Below are 16,769 nucleotides of genomic sequence, written 5' to 3' on the forward strand. Positions count from 1 at the left end.
TGCCTGATGAACGAGACACTGGTCTGCGCGGTGGGCAACGTGGCGACGCAGCCGGTCTACCGGGAACTGGCGGCGGGACCGTCGGCGCGGTTCCGGCTGGCGGTGACCTCGCGTTACTGGGACCGCGACAAGAACACCTGGACGGACGGCCACACCAACTTCTTCACGGTGTGGGCCAACCGGCAGCTCGCCACCAACGCGGCCGCCTCGCTCTCCGTCGGCGATCCGGTCGTCGTGCAGGGGCGGCTCAAGGTGCGCACCGAGACGCGCGAGGGCCAGCAGTGGACCTCCGCCGACATCGACGCGGTGGCGATCGGCCACGACCTCGCCCGCGGCACGGCGGCCTTCCGGCGGGCGGCCAAGCCGGAGACGGCGGCACCGGCACCGCCCCGCCCGGAGCCGGACTGGCAGACACCCGAGGAACCCGCCGACGCCTCGGAGCGACAGCGGTCGGAACCTGTGGCGGTGACGTGAAGCCCCTGTGCGGGACGCTCCGTTCGCGCCAGGTCCCACGAACTGCCGCCTGTTGACGCCCCCTTGACGGTGTATCGGCGGCTGAGCTCGCAAGTGTCCGCCGCGAAGGCCGAGTGGGGGCGCCGACGGCAGCCGCCCGCCCGGCGTCCCGCGATAACGATTACGGATCGGATCGCTCATCGGACCATCTCACCGGGAGGGGGCGGTCCGGCTGATCCATAGGATGCCGGGCGTGGCCCCTGGGGTCGCTGATTCTGCTGGTGGGACCACCCCCCGCGTTCAAGGGGTCCTGCTCGAAGGGGAATTCTGTGCTCGTTGCGTTCTCTGGTCCCTCGGCGCCCGGTGCGTCGGCCAGGCACTCCGGCACGCCCGTGGCCGCGAGAGGCGTGGCCCGCCTCGCCGCCGCGGTGCTGGCGTCCGGGCTGGTGGCGGCCGCCGTGCTGACCGGCGCCGGCCGGGCCGCGGCCGACGACGGGACCGGGCAGAGCCAGAGCGGGGCGACGGCGACCATTGGCGCCCTGAAGACCTACGGCGAGGCCGTCGTGCACGGCGCGGACGGCGACGAACGGGTCTCCGCGGGCCTGTTCGAGATGTCCGTGGACGGCGGCGGCACGCTCCAGACGTACTGCGTCGACCTCCACAACCCCACCCAGCGGGACGCCAAGTACCACGAGACGCCCTGGAGCGGCACGTCGCTGGGTGCCAACACGAACGCCGGCCGGATCCGCTGGATCCTGCAGAACTCCTACCCGCAGGTCAACGACCTCGCCGCGCTCGCCCGCAAGGCCGGGGCCGGCGCCCTCAGCGAGCAGGACGCGGCGGCCGGCACCCAGGTGGCGATCTGGCGCTACTCCGACGGCGCGCACGTCGACGCCGTGGACCCGCAGGCCGAGAAGCTCGCCGACTACCTGGAGAGGAACGCCCGCGGCCAGTCGGAGCCCGAGGCGTCGCTGACCCTGGACCCGCCCGCGGTCTCCGGCCGGCCCGGCGCCCTGCTCGGCCCGGTCACGGTGCACACCAACGCGCGCACCGTCACGGTGGTCCCGCCCGCCGACGCGGCCCTGACCGGCGTACGCATCACCGACAAGAGCGGCCGGCCCGTCACCGCGGCGCGCAACGGCGCCGAGCTGTACTTCCAGGTTCCCGACGACGCCACGGACGCCTCCGCCGAACTCACCGTGCAGGCGTCGACCACCGTCCCGGTCGGCCGCGCCTTCACCTCCGAGAGCCGCAGCCAGACGCAGATCCTGGCCGGGTCCAGCGAGTCCACGGTCGCCGCGACCGCGAACGCGACCTGGGCGGCACAGGGCGCGATACCGGCGCTGTCCGCCGAGAAGAACTGCGCCAAGGGCGGCGTGGACATCACCGCGGCCAACACCGGCGACCAGCCGTTCACCTTCGAGCTGATGGACACCGAGCACACCATCCCCGCGAACACCTCGCGGACGGTGACCATCCCGCTCCAGGAGGACCAGGTCTACGACTTCACGATCACCGGCGCGGGCGGCCTGGAGCGGCGCTTCACCGGCGTCTTCGACTGCAAGACCCAGGCCGCCGACAGCGGGCTCGCCGCCCAGACCCTCAGCGAGCCGAGCCCCGCCTCGGTCGGCGGCACCGCCTCCGACGTCAACCTCGCCGCGACCGGCGGTGACTCCGCGACCGGCGTGATCACCGGTGTCGCCATCGGCCTGGTGGTGATCGGCGGCGCGGTCCTGGTGATCCTCCGCCGCCGCGAGAACCCGACGGCCGACTGACCGACCCGCCTCCGCCGAGGGGCCGCGCGGGGCAGTATGGCCCCATGACCAAGTCATCCCGCGGCACCTCGTCCGGCTCGGTGCTGTCCCTGTGGTCCGAGGACTCGGTCCTGTCGATCGGCTCCGTGGGATCCGTCCTGTCCATCGGCTCGGTCGGCTCGGCCCTGTCCGTCGGCTCGATCGGCAGCGCCCTGTCGGTCGGCTCCATCGGCTCGGCCCTGTCCCTGATCTCGGCGGGCTCATGGCTGAGCACGGGCTCCGTCCTGTCGGCCCAGTCCCGCTGGTCGGTCCTGTCCTGGCGCTCGTCCTCGGCCTTCCGCACGGCCGGGACCCTCGCCGCGGCCACCCTGACCGCCACCCTCCTGCACCACTCCCTGAACAGCCCGCGGCTCGGCACCGCGCGGAAGGGATGACGCCGAGGAAGGCCCGCGCGAGCGGTACGAAGACCCCGGGCCGCCGGGACTACCGGTAGAAGACGGCCACGCCGCCGTGGTGGGAGCAGGCCCCCTGATGGTGGGCGGCGTACGAGTACGTACCGTCGTTGCACCTGGCCGTAGCACCGCCGCCGGCGGAACCGGACCCACCCGACGAGCCGGACCCACCGCCGGACGTTCCCGACCCCGACCCCGCGGCGGCGGCATGCGCGGTGACGGTCACCTTCACTTTGACCTTGACCGTCTTCGTCACCGTCGGAGCGGGCTCAGGCCGCGCGGTCTCCGTGGCCGTGGCCGTCGCGGTGACGGTGGCCGTCGCCGCGGGCCGCGCCCGATGGTCGGCCACCGTCTTTGTCGCGTTCGAGTCCTGGCCGTCCGCGCCGGCGCTCCCCACGCCGATGACGAACGCGAGGCCGAGCGCGGGCAGCACGAACCGCTTCCGGGCCCACTTGGGCGCCGGCCGAACGGGCGGCGGCCCGGCCGGAGGCTGGAACGGCGGCTGAGGCGGGTAGTAGCTCACAGGATCCCCCCTGCTCAAGTACGAGAGGGGCGAAGCTACCTACGCGAGCACGTCGGATGTGAGGGACCTGTGAACAAGGTGACCGAGTTGTGACATCCGCGCTGTCTGCGCCCTGCCGCCCTGCCCGGCGCGTCCCTGACCGGTCGGCACGGGTGCCACAGGGCGGACCGCGGTGAAGTCATGGAACTCGTAGCAAGCTCAGGGCTCGTCTACGCGACCGTTCAGATGGAAGAGAAGCCACTCAAGCCAGTCCGCCGTGACTCCCAGAGACGAGGCCCAGCCGTGCATGGAGCTGACGTAGGCGGCGTATCGAGTGGGCCAGTGGCGTGTGCCGGCCGCCTTCCAACTGGTCCACCCGAGGGCGTTCAGCGAGCGAAAGACCCGGTCGTCGAGGATCAAGGCCCGGTCACACATGGCGTCTCGGTCGTCCACCGCCGCGAACCACTTGGTGAAGAAGGACCGCCCCACCCCGTTGAGGACGAACTGCCGGTAGGCCCCGCTCAGGTCGCCATCTCGGACCGCTTCGCGCGTGGCCCGGAGGACCGTGGGCATGCGGACGTCGGACAGGGCCACTTCGGTATACCGGGGCCCGCGTCCGTTTGTGGTGCCCGAACCCCAGATCATGACGGCTACGAACAGGTCACGCAGGCTGTCGGGATCGTCGCCGACACGGTCACGAAGATGTGTCAGGTCACCCCTGCCGATGAGGCGGTCACCGTTCGGTCCATTTGCACATTCCACGCCGATGTCGAGTACGTGCGCCGCGTCGTGCGGCTCCAGCCGTGAGCGCCACGTTCCTGGACGGAAGCGCACGGGCTTCTGTTCGCAATCGCCGTAGCGGACGACGAGCTTGTGAAGCTGCTCCATCATGCTCCCCTCTGGTCATGACAGCGGCGTGGTGTGGTGGCTATATACGGCGAAATATCACACCGTGCCTGCCCTTCTGGCAGTGCTCGGCACTTTCATCAGCGAAAGAGCAGAGCCGGCCGATGAACTCTCGGTAGCTGCCGGGGGTATCGCGGTCTTTCCGGGGCGGCCCTTCGATCCACTGCTGCCAGAGCCCATTCGGGGTGAGGAACCGGGCCGCCTGGTCAGCACCGAGCCTGGTATCGAGCAACAAGAGCGCGCCGAGGGCGGCCGTCTGGTCGTAGTAGAGGTCATGGCGCGGCAGGTAGCGGTCAAGGTAGGCGACCAAGGGGTCTGCGTCGGCCGAGGTGCCGAAGGTAGCCAGAGCGACGCAGTACGCCTGCCCCGCGTACGGCCCTTCACTGGCGAGCAGGAGTTCGCCCAGACGTTCCCGGAACTCGGATCGGCCGGCAACGGCGATGAGCCAGGCTGCCGTCTTCCGCTCGCGCCATCCTCCGTCGAGCAGCAAGCCCAGTTCACGAGGACTGATCTCACCGGCGTCCTGGCCCAGCTTCCGCATGAACTTGGCACGGTCCCGCCCGCCCATACCGAGAAGGACGCCCCCTAGTTTGAGGTACCGCCGGTCGGGCGTGACGTAGCGGCGGATCAACTTGAGCCGCTCGTCGTCTTCGTCGGTACCACGCATGGCAGCATCCTCGTATGGACGAAGCTGTCAGACCAGCAATCTGGCAGGTCGGACGCCTCGACCCTGCGTACCCATCCGTCTCAGTTTCCGTCTCATTCAGCGCCGTTCGCGCCGTTCAGACGGGACCGAAGCCCGTAGCCACTCCCGCAAGCGGCCGCCCATGAACCCAGGTGAACGGCCCCGAACGACACCCAAGACCCCACCACCACAGTTGGAAAGCGTGCGAGTGGTCTTGACGGTGGTGTGGTGCGCGGCCAGTGCCGCTCAGTCGGGTTCTTCCCGAGTTCGGAACTTCATCGGGGGACCGGCTTTCAGTAGACGGTGACTCGCCAACGGTCGACCCACAGCAGCCATTCACCGGCCGCTCCGCGCACTTGGACACGGTCGGCTTCCACCCGCCAGACGGTGCCGTAGAGCGTGGCGTCGGGGAGGTCCACCCGGACGACGTCATAGACGTCGAGATCATCCTCAACGGGTCGCACCCATGCACTCGCGCAGTGATCACAGCGGTAGCCGACCACATTGTGTCCATCAACGGTCATCGAGTTGCCAGGACGGACCGCTTCGACGAGGCACCGGGGGCACGGGTCGGCGGTGTGCGCGCCTACTGATCGTGACATCGTCCGATCCTGCGGTACAGCAGCGAAGTACAGCAACCCCCGCAACCGTCAACAACCGGCACTGGCCCTCACAACCCTCCCAGGGGTCCGTATGACTACCAATGACCGATCTCTACAGAGCTACGGATCAGAAGGTTTCGGGGTGGGACAACCCGGCCTCTTGCGGGGGCGTCCCACCCTGTCCCAACTCCATCTACCCAGTTTGTAAGCCGGATTCAGCGTCCGCGTTCAAGCTGGGCGCATGATCGCTGCCGCGGCTGGTAGCCACCCGCAGCACATCACGCAGTGCGCCAGCTAGCTGCGCGGCGAGGAGACTCAACTCCTCCCGATTCGCTGTCTCGTCATCAAGTACGGGATGTGCTTGCTTCAGGAGTTCGGACGCCATGCCGAGTTGAATCGACTCGATATGGTCCGCGAGGCGGGACATGAAGCCTTCCGGGTCGTCGGTGTTCAGGTAGCAGGGCTTGCCCTCCGGACCGACCCACGGAAGAAGCCTCAGCCCGCTGTGTGCGGTCACCCCTGCGCCTGCCTCTCGATCATCGATGTTGGATGTCGGTTGACCGCCAGCGTCCCCGGCGCTCACCGCGTTGACGCCCTGGGAGCGGATGGTGCGGATGTCGCGTGGCACGAGCAGTCACACGCTTCGTAGATCACTGGGACGTCGACTGGTGCCGAAGCCGGAGAGGACTCCGCGCACTCGTGGTGCGTGCCGACGCGGCAGGCAGTTGAGCGGTATGGGGTGGCCCAAGCGTCCAGGTCGCCCGACTGCTGTTGCGGGGGCATCAGCCGACCCCCAGAAGGACGGACCTCGCGTCGGCCGGCGCCTCACCGGCCACGGCGTCCACCGAGTGCTGTCGTACGCGCTTCTCCCAAGCCAGCAAGTACGGGCGGACAAGCGGGGTGTCCTCCCCTCTGAGCAAGTCGCGGTGGCCCGTCCGGGCGGAGACCATTCCCAGGGCGACCGTTGGCCCGTCAACGGGCGCGGGGGACACGCGGGCAGCTGGCAGCCGAGGTGGCGCTAAGCAGCGGCGGTGCCTGCCCTTGGGGACGTACCGCGCCCTGGTGCGGGCGACGGCGCGGCGGATACGGTTGAGCACGCTGAATCAGCTCCTATCGCTGATGGCTCGGTCCCCCGGCATCGCCCGCCGCGGGACCGCTTTGCGTACGACCGCCCAGAGGGTGCGGCCGCTCAAGCTGGTGGCGTGGAGCCCGAACCGGTCGGCTTCGGCGACCACCTCCAGGACCTCCCTCCACGACTCGGCGGAGAGCGATTCCGGTAACTCCGCCTCGACCGACGTGAAGTCGGCGCGTTCCTCCACGCGCGTGGGGAGCCCGACGGCGGACAGCCGGGCGGCGATGGCCGCCGCGCTAACTCCCGAAGCGGGCACAGGGCAGCCTCCGTCACCGGCGATCACTTTCAGTGAAGCTAGTTAACTAGATTAGAGCTAGTGGACTAGATTTTCCACATGTCTGAGCAGCCGCCTTACCTCCGCATCGCCGACGAACTCCGGCGGCGGATCGCGGAGCATGTGTGGGAGCCGGGAGATCGCCTCCCCTCCCGCGCGCAGATCGGCCAGGAGTGCGGCGTGGGCGAGAACGTCGTCCGCCGGGCGCAGGAACTGCTGATCTCGCAGGGTGTGCTGGAGGGGCGAGCCGGATCGGGTACGTACGTCGCCGAGCCACGGCAGCGCGTGCGGGTCGTCCGGTCCTCTGCGCGCGAGCAGCCCCAAGGGTCGCCGTTCCGCGCGGGCATGCAGGCCCTCGGCAAGCAAGGCGACTGGGAGAGCCGTACCGATGCCAAGGTCCCCGCTCCCGCCGACATCGCCGCACGGCTGGGCATCGCCGAGGGCGACCTGTGCGTGCGGACCTCGTACGAGTTCCTGGCCGACGGCAGGCCTGTGCAGCTCTCCACGAGCTGGGAGCCCTACGACCTCACCGCCGGCACCCTCGTCGTCCTCCCCGAGGGCGGCCCGCACGCCGGGACGGGCGTCGTGAACCGGATGGCCGCCATCGGGATCACCGTCAGCCACGCCGTGGAGCAGCCCGAGCCCCGGCAGGCGACCGCCGAGGAGGCATCACTCCTCGGCATCCAGAAGGCCGCTCTCGTCACCCACATCCGGCGGACCTACTACAGCGACCAGGGACGGCCCGTCGAGACCGCGGACATCATCGTGCCCGCCGCTCACTGCGAGATCGTCTACGAGATTCCCATCAACCGGTAGGCGACAGCCCCTCAGTCCGTGATCCGAGGCCCTGAAGCCGTGCCCCTTGCGTGCCCGATAGAGCGGGAAACCAGGGAGAACAGCGGTGTCCGACGGGGAGCGCACACGGTAACGGTCCCTGACCGTCTTACCTGGTCAGGGGCCGTTCGCGTCATGCGGTGGGTGTGGGATTTGAACCCACGGTGACGCGTGCCACGACGGTTTTCAAGGTCGTTCGTGTGATCGGTCCCCGACTTCCTCGCGTCCACAACACCGTGCCCGATGTCCACCTCTCTCAGGGAGGCGCCAGCTGGAGGGGCAAGGCATCCTCGCCAGGGACCGCCACGGTCCCGACGGTACCGAACAGGCCCTGTCCTTACCGAACAGGCCCTGTCCTTGGTCCACGAGTCAGCTGGCTGCTGGGCCGTTCCTGGGCCGTCCGAGGGGCGCCGTGGGTGACCGGTGGTAACCGACAGTGACAGGTGGACCACGGAGAACACCGGCGAACCCCCAGGTCACAGCCCCCCGACCAAACGGGTTAACACCCAAGCCTGGACGTCAGGCAAGATGGGGTGTATCTGCCCACTGCCAGATTCAAGCTGCCGGACGGTTTCTCTTGGCTGAGTTCATTTACACCATGCGCAAGGCGCGTAAAGCGCACGGCGACAAGGTGATCCTCGACGATGTCACCCTGAACTTCCTGCCGGGGGCGAAGATCGGCGTCGTCGGTCCGAACGGCGCCGGCAAGTCGACCGTGCTGAAGATCATGGCGGGCCTGGAGCAGCCGTCCAACGGCGACGCCTTCATCTCGCCCGGTTACAGCGTCGGCATCCTGATGCAGGAGCCCACGCTCACCGAGGACAAGACCGTCCTGGAGAACGTCCAGGAGGGCGTCGCCGAGATCAAGGGCAAGCTCGACCGGTTCAACGAGATCGCCGAGCTGATGGCGACCGACTACTCGGACGCGCTGCTCGACGAGATGGGCAAACTGCAGGAGGACCTGGACCACGCCAACGCGTGGGACCTCGACGCCCAGCTGGAGCAGGCCATGGACGCGCTGGGCTGCCCGCCCGGCGACTGGCCCGTCACCACCCTCTCCGGTGGTGAGAAGCGCCGTGTCGCGCTCTGCAAGCTGCTCCTGGAAGCCCCTGACCTGCTGCTCCTCGACGAGCCCACCAACCACCTCGACGCCGAGTCGGTGAACTGGCTGGAGCAGCACCTCGCCAAGTACGCCGGCACCGTCGTGGCCATCACCCACGACCGGTACTTCCTGGACAACGTCGCCGAGTGGATCCTCGAACTCGACCGCGGCCGCGCCTACCCGTACGAGGGCAACTACTCCACGTACCTGGAGACCAAGGCGACCCGCCTCAAGGTCGAGGGCCAGAAGGACGCCAAGCGGCAGAAGCGCCTCAAGGAAGAGCTGGAGTGGGTCCGCTCCAACGCCAAGGGACGCCAGGCCAAGTCCAAGGCCCGGCTCGCGCGGTACGAGGAGATGGCCGCCGAGGCCGACAAGATGCGGAAGCTGGACTTCGAGGAGATCCAGATCCCGCCGGGCCCGCGGCTCGGCAGCGTCGTGGTCGAGGTCGACAAGCTGAACAAGGCCTTCGGTGAGAAGGTCCTCGTCGACGGCCTCAGCTTCACGCTGCCGCGCAACGGCATCGTCGGCGTCATCGGTCCGAACGGCGCCGGCAAGACCACCCTGTTCAAGATGATCCAGGGCCTGGAGACGCCGGACTCCGGCGACATCAAGGTCGGCGAGACCGTCAAGATCTCCTACGTCGACCAGGGCCGTTCCCACCTCGACCCGAAGAAGACGCTGTGGGAGGTCGTGTCCGACGGGCTCGACTACATCAACGTCGGCCAGGTCGAGATGCCGAGCCGGGCGTACGTGTCCGCGTTCGGGTTCAAGGGCCCGGACCAGCAGAAGCCGACCGGTGTCCTGTCCGGCGGTGAGCGCAACCGCCTCAACCTGGCGCTCACCCTCAAGCAGGGCGGCAACCTGCTGCTCCTCGACGAGCCGACCAACGACCTGGACGTCGAGACCCTCTCCAGCCTGGAGAACGCGCTGCTGGAGTTCCCCGGCTGCGCCGTGGTCGTCTCCCACGACCGCTGGTTCCTGGACCGGGTCGCCACCCACATCCTCGCCTACGAGGGCGAGTCCAAGTGGTTCTGGTTCGAGGGCAACTTCGAGTCGTACGAGAAGAACAAGATCGAGCGGCTCGGACCGGACGCCGCGCGTCCGCACCGCGCCACCTACAAGAAGCTGACCCGGGGCTGATCGCACTTGCGCCACCACTACCGCTGCCCCCTGCGCTGGTCCGACATGGACGCGTACGGCCATGTCAACAACGTGGTCTTCATCCGCTACCTGGAAGAAGCGCGTATCGATTTCCTGTTCCGGCCGGAAAAGGACTTCAAGCAGGGGTCGGTGGTGGCCCGCCACGAGATCGACTACAAGCGGCAGCTCGTCCACCGGCATCACCCGGTGGACATCGAGCTGTGGATCACGGAGATCAGGGCCGCCTCCTTCACCATCACCTACGAGGTGAAGGACGACGACACGATCTACGTACGGGCCTCCACGGTGGTCGTGCCCTTCGACTTCGAGACGGGCCGGCCGCGCCGGATCACCGCCGAGGAGCGGGACTTCCTGGAGGAGTACCGGGACGACAAGGAGGAGGCCGTCGCCGCATGACGGTGCTCCATCTGGCCGACGACGGGGAGGCGGCGGATCTCGCGGCCTTCCTGTCCCGGCTGCTGCACTACGACCGTTCGGCCGCGGTACGCCTCCAGGCGGCCGGCACCGCGCTGGCCGTCTTCGGGCGGCCGCCGTCCTTCGAGGTGCTGGCGATCCGCGCGGTCCGGCTCGCCAAGCCGTACGAGAGCGGCCTGGACATCACGCTCGATCTGACCGTCTCCGCGGGTCAGTTGCTGGAGTCGGTGGACGAGCAGGCCGCCACGGCCGGAGTGCCGGGCGCGGTCACCGGACCGCCGTGGGCGGGCGTGCTGCCGCCACGCGGCGGCTGGACCGAGGAACCGGGACTGCCCGCACCCCGGGCGCTGGCGGCCACCGTGGCCGCCGCGGTGAGTGAATTCCGCTCCCGTACGGCGGAGTTGGCGCCGCAGAGCCGAACCAGGGCCGAACTCGACCGGATCGGGCGGGACATCTGGTCCCGGACCGTGGGCGGCACCCGGCTTCCGGTACGGGCCGTGCACGCGGCCCAGTCGCTGCGCTTCCTGCGCCCGGCCGACGAGGCCGTCCTGCTCTCCGCGGGCGCGTGGCTGCGGCTGCGCACGCCGTTCGGGTCGATCGCCGTACGGCGGGCGGGACTCGGGGCGCTGGACGTCAGCGTCCGCTGACCCGGCGTCCCGCGGTCAGTCCGGGGTGTTCACCATCGAGGCGGCCGCGTAGGTGAGGTAGTTCCACAGGGTCTCGCGGTGTTCCTCGGACAGGCCCAGCTCGTCCACGGCCACCCGCATGTGCCGCAGCCAGGCGTCGTGCGCGGCCCGGTCCACGGTGAAGGGGGCGTGCCGCATCCGCAGCCGGGGGTGGCCGCGGTTGTCGCTGTAGGTCGTGGGGCCGCCCCAGTACTGCATGAGGAACAGGGTGAGCCGTTCCTCGGCCGGGCCCAGGTCCTCCTCCGGGTACATCGCCTTGAGGAGCGGGTCCCCGGCGACGCCCTCGTAGAAACGGTGGACCAGCCTGCGGAAGGTCTCCTCCCCGCCGACCTGCTCGTAGAAGGTCTTCTCCTGCAGCGTGCCGCGCCGAATCTCTCTCACCCGTACATGGTCTCAGACGCGCAGGCCGAGGACTGAAGGCTTAGGACCCTCGCCCGTGCGGGGTTCTAGGGTGGACGCATGGGCGCTCAGGACTTCGAGGTCCCCGACATCGAAGGGCTCGCCGCGATCGCGCGGGGCGAGCTGGTGCGGGAGATCGACGCCGAGGGCGTCTGGGCGGCGGAGCCGGTGTGGCGGGAGGCCTTCGCCGCGGTGCCCCGGCATCTGTTCGTGCCGTACTACTACGTGACCGGAGCGGACGGTCAGGAACGCCGCTGGGGCGAGAGCGCCGACCCGCGGGCCCGGGAGCGCTGGGTGCGGGGCGCCTACGAGGACGTGCCGCTGGCCACCCGGCTGCGCGACGGCCGGCTGCTCTCCTCCAGCAGCCAGCCCTCGCTGATGGCCCGGATGCTGGTCGCGCTGGGGGTGGCCGACGGCGACCGGGTGCTGGAGATCGGCGCCGGCACCGGGTACAACGCGGCGCTGCTGGCACACCGGCTCGGCGACGACGATCTCGTCACCACCGTCGACGTCGATCCGGAGATCACCGAGTCGGCGCGGCGGCACCTGGCCGCGGCCGGGCACCGGCCGGCCGTCGTCACCGGGGACGGGACGCGGGGCGTGCCGGCCCGCGCGCCGTTCGACCGGATCATCGCGACCTGCGCCACGACGGGTGTGCCGCGGGCGTGGGTCGCGCAGTGCACGGCGGGCGGCCGGATCCTCGCGCCGGTGGCCACGGGCCTGCTGGCGCTGGCCGTCCGGGGCGGCGGGTGCGCCGAGGGCCGGTTCCTGCCGTCGGCGGCCTTCTTCGTGCCGCTGCGCGGGCCGCGCCCCCAGGAGCCGCCGGACGTGACCGGAGTGCCGTCCCGGGCCCTCGACGAGGAGCTGTTCCGGTTCCTGCTGGAGCTGACCCGGGGCGTGCTCGGCCCACGGGAGGCGCACCGGGTCTGGGAGCGCGCGGGCAGGCCGGGACGGGAGCGGTACGGGGTCACCGTCGCGCCGGACGGCGCGTGGCTGTGGCTGGACGACCGGGAGGGGCCGTGGGTCTGGCCGCTCCCGGTCTGAGTCCCCCGCGGGCGGTCCGGCTCAGCCCCGGCGGACGGTGATCGTCGTCCAGGCGCCCACGTGCACCCGGTCCCCGTCCTGCAGCGGCACCGGGACGAAGGGCTGGATCGGCTCCTCGCCGCCGTTCACCGTGGTGCCGTTCGTCGAGTTCTGGTCGACGACCGCCCAGCTGCCGTCCGGCTGCTGGACCAGGACCGCGTGCTGGTGCGAGACGCCCGGGTCCTCCGGCGGCACCGCCAGGTCGATGTCCGGGGTGTCGCCGGTGGAGTGCCGGCGGCGGCCGATGGTGACCTGGTTGCCGGCCAGGGTGCGCTGCTGCTCGGGGGAGTAGGCGGGCAGGTTGAGGCCGGCCGCCTCCGGGCCCGAGCGCTGCATCATGGCCATGAAGTACGCGCGGTCCGGGCCGATCGTCGCCGTCCAGGTCGCCGGGCCCTGAGGGGCCTGCGGGAAGCCGGGACCGGCAGGGGCGCCGGGCTGCGGGTAGCCGTAACCGCCCTGCGCGGGAGCCTGGGGTCCGCCGGGGCCGCCCGCGGGCGGCGAGATCACCCAGTCGTCGTCGCCGCCGAAGGACGGGCCGCCGGGCGCGGGCCTGCCGGTCTCCTGCGGGAAGCCGGGCGGTGCGGGCGGAGCCGACTGCTGGAAGGCACCGGGAGCGCCGCCGGTGGTCGCGCCGGACTGCGGGCGGGACGGGTCGCGGCTGAAGGGACCGGAGGACGGGCCGGCGCCGGGCGGGCCGCCGAACGCGGACGGGCCGCCGGAGGTCTGCGCCGGAGCGCCGCCGTAGGCCGGCGGGGGAGCCGAGGGGCCGCGCTCGCCGCCGAAGGGCGGGGGCGAGGACGGGCCGCGGTCGCCGCCGAACCCGGAGGGTCCGGACTGGCCGCGGTCACCGAACGGCGGAGGGCCGGAGGGCCCGCGGTCGCCGCCGAAGGCGGGGGGTCCCTGCTGGCCGCGGTCGCCGCCGAACGCGGGCGGGCCGCCCTGGCCGCGGTCGCCGAAGGCCGGAGGTCCGGGCGGGCCCGACGGGCCGCCGCCGCGCTCGTTCGCGAACGGCGTCGGGCCCGAGGGCTCGCTGCCGAACGAGGGGATCGGCTCCGCGGGGCGGTTCACCTGGGAGGGGCGCGAGCCCTGGTACTCGTAGGAGTCGGTGTTGCCGCCGTACGACGGCGGGGCGGGCGGCCGGAAGGTCGGCGCGGCCGGGCCGCCGCCGGCGGGCGGGCGCGGGGCGGCCGGGGTGTACGAGGTGGCCGTGTTGGTCAGGAAGTTCCAGCGGCACTCCTCGCAGAACGGCGCGCCGCCCTCCCGGGGCGTGCGGCACTGCGGGCACAGCTCCGGCTCGTGCGCGTTCGGCACCGCGGACAGGTGGCGGCCGCCGGACTGGGCGCCGGGCCCGGGCGGCGGGAAGCCGTAACCGTCGGCGGTCGGCGGGGGCGGGGGCAGCGGGGGCACGGCACCGGCCATGCGGTGACCGCACACCTCGCACCAGTCGTCGGAACCCGACTGGTGTCCGTTCGGGCAGGTCGGCATGTCGGTGGTTCCCTCTCTGTCAGGTTCGTCCTGAGCCTGTCTGGGTGTCCTGCGCGTGCTGTCAGGTCACTTCTTTACACGAACAGTCTTTGTGGACCGCGTCTCGAGAGTCATCTCGTCGGCCTCCGCAACCTTCGCTTTCAATCGCACAGTACCCGTCGCGGCGTCGACCACGTCCACCACCTTCGCAAGCAGTTTCGCAGTATCCGCGTTCCCGGAGGCGCTGGCGAGCTGAACGGCCCGGCCCAGTTTGGCCGTTGCTCCGTCCATATCGCCCACTTTGCGAAGATCCAGCCCTTGCTGGATGGCTTGTGCCAGTTCGGCCTGGCCGGTGTAGTGGGCGACTTGGGGATTGATGGAGGTCGAGGCGACCATGTCGTCGGTCCACACCGCCCTGACGAGCCCCTGCGCGCCCAGGTTCTGGACGCTGCCGTCGGACCGGGGGACCACCAACGACACCCGGGCGGCGAGCATTTCCTGCCCTAGGCCGGCCGTCGGGACCTCCACGCAGACGTGGTAGTCCCGGGACTCGTCGCCCCAGGAGCCGGTCGGATAGTCCCCGGCGCGCGGCCCGGCCTCGGTGCGGCGGCCGGTCAACTCCTCCACGGTGGGCGCCACTTGCTTGACGAACTTGATGGTCGTGCCGACCGGGGTCCACAGCCGCAGCGCGACGTCCGCGACCTCCTTGCCCATCGCCGTCTCCATCATCCGCGTGAAGTCGGCGGCCAGGCCCGTGGGGTCGGCGACGATGTCCGCGGTACCGAGGAGCGCGGAGGCTATCCCTGTGACTTCTTTCACTTCCCAGTCGGTGCCCACACCGCGGGCGTCACAGGTGAACCGTCCGGCGCAGGAGTCCAGCGCGGCCCTGAGGTCCTCCGGCGACTCGTGCTCGTTGCGGCCGTCGGTGAGCAGGATGCCGTGCCGGATCGTGACGTCCGCCGAGGACAGCAGCCGGTCGGCCAGCCGCAGCCAGGTCCCGATCGCCGTACCGCCGCCCGCGCTCAGCCGGCGCAGCGCCTGCTTGGCCTGCTCCCGGGTGGTGCGGTCGGCCACCGCGAGCCGCCCGCCGCCCGGGTAGACCTCCTTGGCGACGTGCGTGCCGCCGACCACCGCGAAATGGGTGCCGTCGCGCAGGGTGTCGATCGCGGCGGCGGTGGCGTCCCGGGCGTTGCGCATCTTGGTCGGCGGATAGTCCATCGAACCCGAGCAGTCCACCATGATCACCACACCGGCGCCCGGCCCCTGGCCGGGCGCGTACGTCGGGCCCGCCGCGCTGCCGGCGGTGCCCCCGCCCGTCGACGTCACCGTGACGATCGCGTTGACCTCGCGGCCGCCGTCCGGCAGGTACTCGTTCTGGTAGACGTCCACCGAGAACTGCGGCACGTTCGACTTCGAGAAATTGGCCATGACTGCTCTGGTCCCCCTCCACCCCACGCGCGGTGGGTGCTGACGGTGTGCGGACCGGTCCCCTCCGGTCCGCGGGTGGTGCCTCGTGCGTCTCGTCCCCGTTTACGGCCGTTTTGCGGCGGCCTCAGGCGGATCCTGCCCCCCGCGGCGGTGCCGGGAACGGGACCAGCGCCACTGTTACGTTGTCGTGGCCCCCGCCGTCCAGGGCGTGGCCGACCAGGACCCGGGCCGCGTGCAGCGGCCGTGCCGCCGCGTCGCCGGGCATCACCTCGGCCATCTCCTCGGCCGACTCCGCGTAGTTCCACAGGCCGTCCGTGCACACCACCACCACACCCGGCCGGTCCGGCTTGAAGGACGCGGTGTGCGGTTCCAGTTCGTAGGCGTCCGCGCCGAGCCAGCCGGTGATCGCGTGGGCCCGCTCGTCGGCGTACGCCTCGGCCTCGCTCATCAGCCCCGCGGCCACCATCTGCGCCGCCCAGGAGTCGTCCTCGGTGAGGCGGGCCGGCGGCGCGTCGCGGTCCACCGGCACCCAGTACACCCGGCTGTCGCCGACCCAGCCGACCACCAGCAGGCCCGCGGCGACGACCGAGCCGACGAGCGTGCACGCCGGGGCGTTCTGGTGCGGGGTGTGCTCGCGGGCCTCCGGGGGCTCCTCGGCGAGTGAGTTGACCGCCTCGGAGGCGGCCACGATCGCCTCGTGCATCGCCGCCTGCGGATGCGTGCCCTGCGGCAGCGCGGCCAGCAGCGCCTCGCTCGCGGCCCGGGACGCGGCCAGCGAGGCCTCGTCGGGGCGGGTCGCGGAGGAGACGCCGTCGCAGACGACCGCGAACACCGCCGGGGTCCCGTCCGGCAGCGTGGTGCGGCCCACGCTGAACGCGTCCTCGTTGCGGTGGTGGCGCAGCCCGCGGTCGCTGACGGCGGCCACCGGACCGGACTCCTGTTCCATGTGGTCGCGTTCGCGCGGCTGGGCGTGCCCGCAGTTCTCGCAGTAGCCGTCGTCGTCGACCCGGCCCGCCCGGCAGGCCACGCACACCTTCGGCAGCTCGGCCGTCTCGGCGCTCTCCGTGGCGGAGGCGGCCACCCGCGGGTCCGGCGCCTGGAGGGCGTAGTCGTCGTCGGGCGCCGGCGGCCGGTCGAAACGCACCCCGGAGGCCGACGCGCCGTGCGGCGCCGAACCCGGCAGCGGTTTGCCGCCCGAGTCCGTGCCGGGCAGGTCGGACGGCAGGTGCGGGGCCGTCGTCGGGCCGGAGTTGTCCGGATCGGGCGGTGGCCAGGCCACACCGGAGGAGCCCATGGTGAGGGTCGGGTGGTCCTGCGGGGCGGCGGGCACGGCCGACAGGTCGTACCCGCACGCACCGCAGAACAGGTCACCCGATTCGAGCGGCTCGGCGCAGCTCGGGCACTTCGCCGGTGCTGCCTGCTGGGGCATCTGCGACAT

17 protein-coding genes and 1 pseudogene are annotated in these 16,769 nt (G+C 71.1%); 8 read left to right on the forward strand and 10 right to left on the reverse strand.

The genetic code is table 11. From position 1 onward, the window contains the following. The first annotated feature begins 6 nt into the window (after window positions 1–6). The 3 genes from ACIRQ9_RS25185 (at window position 7) to ACIRQ9_RS25195 (ending at window position 2,641) form a co-directional block, all read left to right on the forward strand. Window positions 7–474: a single-stranded DNA-binding protein gene (locus tag ACIRQ9_RS25185; protein WP_404177622.1), complete on the forward strand. Its 468-nt coding sequence runs from the start codon at window positions 7–9 to the stop codon at window positions 472–474. 371 nt (window positions 475–845) lie between these two features. Continuing rightward, a complete protein-coding gene (locus ACIRQ9_RS25190) occupies window positions 846–2,228 on the forward strand; it encodes a Cys-Gln thioester bond-forming surface protein (protein ID WP_404177625.1) in 1,383 nt (460 codons plus the stop codon). 44 nt (window positions 2,229–2,272) lie between these two features. Next, window positions 2,273–2,641: a hypothetical protein gene (locus ACIRQ9_RS25195; protein WP_404177628.1), complete on the forward strand. Its 369-nt coding sequence runs from the start codon at window positions 2,273–2,275 to the stop codon at window positions 2,639–2,641. A 49-nt stretch (window positions 2,642–2,690) separates the two neighbouring features. On the opposite strand, the gene ACIRQ9_RS25200 is transcribed toward ACIRQ9_RS25195, so the two are convergent. The 6 genes and pseudogenes from ACIRQ9_RS25200 to ACIRQ9_RS25225 all read right to left on the reverse strand — a co-directional run bounded on the left by ACIRQ9_RS25200 (window position 2,691) and on the right by ACIRQ9_RS25225 (window position 6,742). Then, entirely contained in the window at window positions 2,691–3,182 is a 492-nt protein-coding gene (locus tag ACIRQ9_RS25200) for a DUF3761 domain-containing protein (RefSeq protein ID WP_404177631.1), read from the reverse strand. 198 nt (window positions 3,183–3,380) lie between these two features. Further along, window positions 3,381–4,052 carry a hypothetical protein gene (locus tag ACIRQ9_RS25205; protein WP_404177634.1) on the reverse strand — a complete coding sequence of 224 codons (672 nt, stop codon included), beginning with the start codon at window positions 4,050–4,052 and terminating at the stop codon, window positions 3,381–3,383. Window positions 4,053–4,089: 37 nt separating this feature from the next. Then, window positions 4,090–4,734 carry a DUF6000 family protein gene (locus tag ACIRQ9_RS25210; protein WP_404177637.1) on the reverse strand — a complete coding sequence of 215 codons (645 nt, stop codon included), beginning with the start codon at window positions 4,732–4,734 and terminating at the stop codon, window positions 4,090–4,092. Window positions 4,735–5,045: 311 nt separating this feature from the next. Further along, the gene (locus ACIRQ9_RS25215; protein ID WP_404177640.1) at window positions 5,046–5,216 is read right to left on the reverse strand and encodes a hypothetical protein; all 171 of its coding nucleotides are present in this window, start codon (window positions 5,214–5,216) and stop codon (window positions 5,046–5,048) included. Window positions 5,217–5,547: 331 nt separating this feature from the next. Then, complete coding sequence (locus tag ACIRQ9_RS25220; RefSeq protein ID WP_404177945.1) at window positions 5,548–5,871, reverse strand: hypothetical protein; 324 nt, start codon at window positions 5,869–5,871, stop codon at window positions 5,548–5,550. Between the two features lie 593 nt (window positions 5,872–6,464). Further along, a pseudogene (locus tag ACIRQ9_RS25225) lies at window positions 6,465–6,742 on the reverse strand (hypothetical protein). A 78-nt stretch (window positions 6,743–6,820) separates the two neighbouring features. Between ACIRQ9_RS25225 and ACIRQ9_RS25230 the strand changes: the two are divergent. From ACIRQ9_RS25230 to ACIRQ9_RS25245, 4 genes are all read left to right on the forward strand, one after another. Further along, complete coding sequence (locus tag ACIRQ9_RS25230) at window positions 6,821–7,576, forward strand: GntR family transcriptional regulator (RefSeq protein ID WP_404177643.1); 756 nt, start codon at window positions 6,821–6,823, stop codon at window positions 7,574–7,576. 595 nt (window positions 7,577–8,171) lie between these two features. Beyond that, on the forward strand, window positions 8,172–9,836 hold the full coding sequence (ettA, locus tag ACIRQ9_RS25235; protein ID WP_404177646.1) for an energy-dependent translational throttle protein EttA: 1,665 nt from the start codon (window positions 8,172–8,174) through the stop codon (window positions 9,834–9,836). Window positions 9,837–9,842: 6 nt separating this feature from the next. After that, entirely contained in the window at window positions 9,843–10,253 is a 411-nt protein-coding gene (locus ACIRQ9_RS25240) for an acyl-CoA thioesterase (RefSeq protein WP_404177649.1), read from the forward strand. Further along, the gene (locus tag ACIRQ9_RS25245) at window positions 10,250–10,918 is read left to right on the forward strand and encodes a hypothetical protein (RefSeq protein WP_404177652.1); all 669 of its coding nucleotides are present in this window, start codon (window positions 10,250–10,252) and stop codon (window positions 10,916–10,918) included. Before ACIRQ9_RS25240 ends, ACIRQ9_RS25245 begins: the two co-directional genes overlap by 4 nt. A gap of 15 nt (window positions 10,919–10,933) precedes the next feature. Here ACIRQ9_RS25245 and ACIRQ9_RS25250 read toward each other — a convergent pair whose 3' ends face one another. Beyond that, window positions 10,934–11,338, reverse strand: coding sequence for a globin (locus ACIRQ9_RS25250; protein ID WP_404177655.1), 405 nt, complete (start codon window positions 11,336–11,338; stop codon window positions 10,934–10,936). A 78-nt stretch (window positions 11,339–11,416) separates the two neighbouring features. On the opposite strand from ACIRQ9_RS25250, the gene ACIRQ9_RS25255 reads away from it, so the two are divergent. Further along, window positions 11,417–12,400: a methyltransferase domain-containing protein gene (locus ACIRQ9_RS25255; protein WP_404177658.1), complete on the forward strand. Its 984-nt coding sequence runs from the start codon at window positions 11,417–11,419 to the stop codon at window positions 12,398–12,400. Between the two features lie 21 nt (window positions 12,401–12,421). On the opposite strand, the gene ACIRQ9_RS25260 is transcribed toward ACIRQ9_RS25255, so the two are convergent. The 3 genes from ACIRQ9_RS25260 to ACIRQ9_RS25270 all read right to left on the reverse strand — a co-directional run bounded on the left by ACIRQ9_RS25260 (window position 12,422) and on the right by ACIRQ9_RS25270 (window position 16,769). Beyond that, on the reverse strand, window positions 12,422–13,924 hold the full coding sequence (locus ACIRQ9_RS25260; protein WP_404177661.1) for an FHA domain-containing protein: 1,503 nt from the start codon (window positions 13,922–13,924) through the stop codon (window positions 12,422–12,424). A 66-nt stretch (window positions 13,925–13,990) separates the two neighbouring features. Further along, complete coding sequence (locus tag ACIRQ9_RS25265; protein ID WP_404177664.1) at window positions 13,991–15,331, reverse strand: VWA domain-containing protein; 1,341 nt, start codon at window positions 15,329–15,331, stop codon at window positions 13,991–13,993. Window positions 15,332–15,455: 124 nt separating this feature from the next. After that, on the reverse strand, window positions 15,456–16,769 hold the full coding sequence (locus tag ACIRQ9_RS25270; RefSeq protein ID WP_404177667.1) for a PP2C family serine/threonine-protein phosphatase: 1,314 nt from the start codon (window positions 16,767–16,769) through the stop codon (window positions 15,456–15,458).

It is taken from the genome of Streptomyces sp. NPDC101237 (assembly GCF_044767465.1).
Taxonomy (GTDB): Bacteria; Actinomycetota; Actinomycetes; order Streptomycetales; family Streptomycetaceae; genus Streptomyces; species Streptomyces gramineus.

Excerpts from the sequence above, each read along its gene's own strand:
- ACIRQ9_RS25255 (WP_404177658.1), top strand. The coding sequence starts at position 11,417 with ATGGGCGCTCAGGACTTCGAGGTCCCCGACATCGAAGGGCTCGCCGCG.
- ACIRQ9_RS25185 (WP_404177622.1), top strand. The coding sequence starts at position 7 with ATGAACGAGACACTGGTCTGCGCGGTGGGCAACGTGGCGACGCAGCCG.
- ACIRQ9_RS25210 (WP_404177637.1), bottom strand. The coding sequence starts at position 4,734 with ATGCGTGGTACCGACGAAGACGACGAGCGGCTCAAGTTGATCCGCCGC.
- ACIRQ9_RS25260 (WP_404177661.1), bottom strand. The coding sequence starts at position 13,924 with ATGCCGACCTGCCCGAACGGACACCAGTCGGGTTCCGACGACTGGTGC.
- ACIRQ9_RS25205 (WP_404177634.1), bottom strand. The coding sequence starts at position 4,052 with ATGATGGAGCAGCTTCACAAGCTCGTCGTCCGCTACGGCGATTGCGAA.
- ACIRQ9_RS25195 (WP_404177628.1), top strand. The coding sequence starts at position 2,273 with ATGACCAAGTCATCCCGCGGCACCTCGTCCGGCTCGGTGCTGTCCCTG.
- ACIRQ9_RS25230 (WP_404177643.1), top strand. The coding sequence starts at position 6,821 with ATGTCTGAGCAGCCGCCTTACCTCCGCATCGCCGACGAACTCCGGCGG.
- ACIRQ9_RS25245 (WP_404177652.1), top strand. The coding sequence starts at position 10,250 with ATGACGGTGCTCCATCTGGCCGACGACGGGGAGGCGGCGGATCTCGCG.
- ACIRQ9_RS25265 (WP_404177664.1), bottom strand. The coding sequence starts at position 15,331 with ATGGCCAATTTCTCGAAGTCGAACGTGCCGCAGTTCTCGGTGGACGTC.
- ACIRQ9_RS25270 (WP_404177667.1), bottom strand. The coding sequence starts at position 16,769 with ATGTCGCAGATGCCCCAGCAGGCAGCACCGGCGAAGTGCCCGAGCTGC.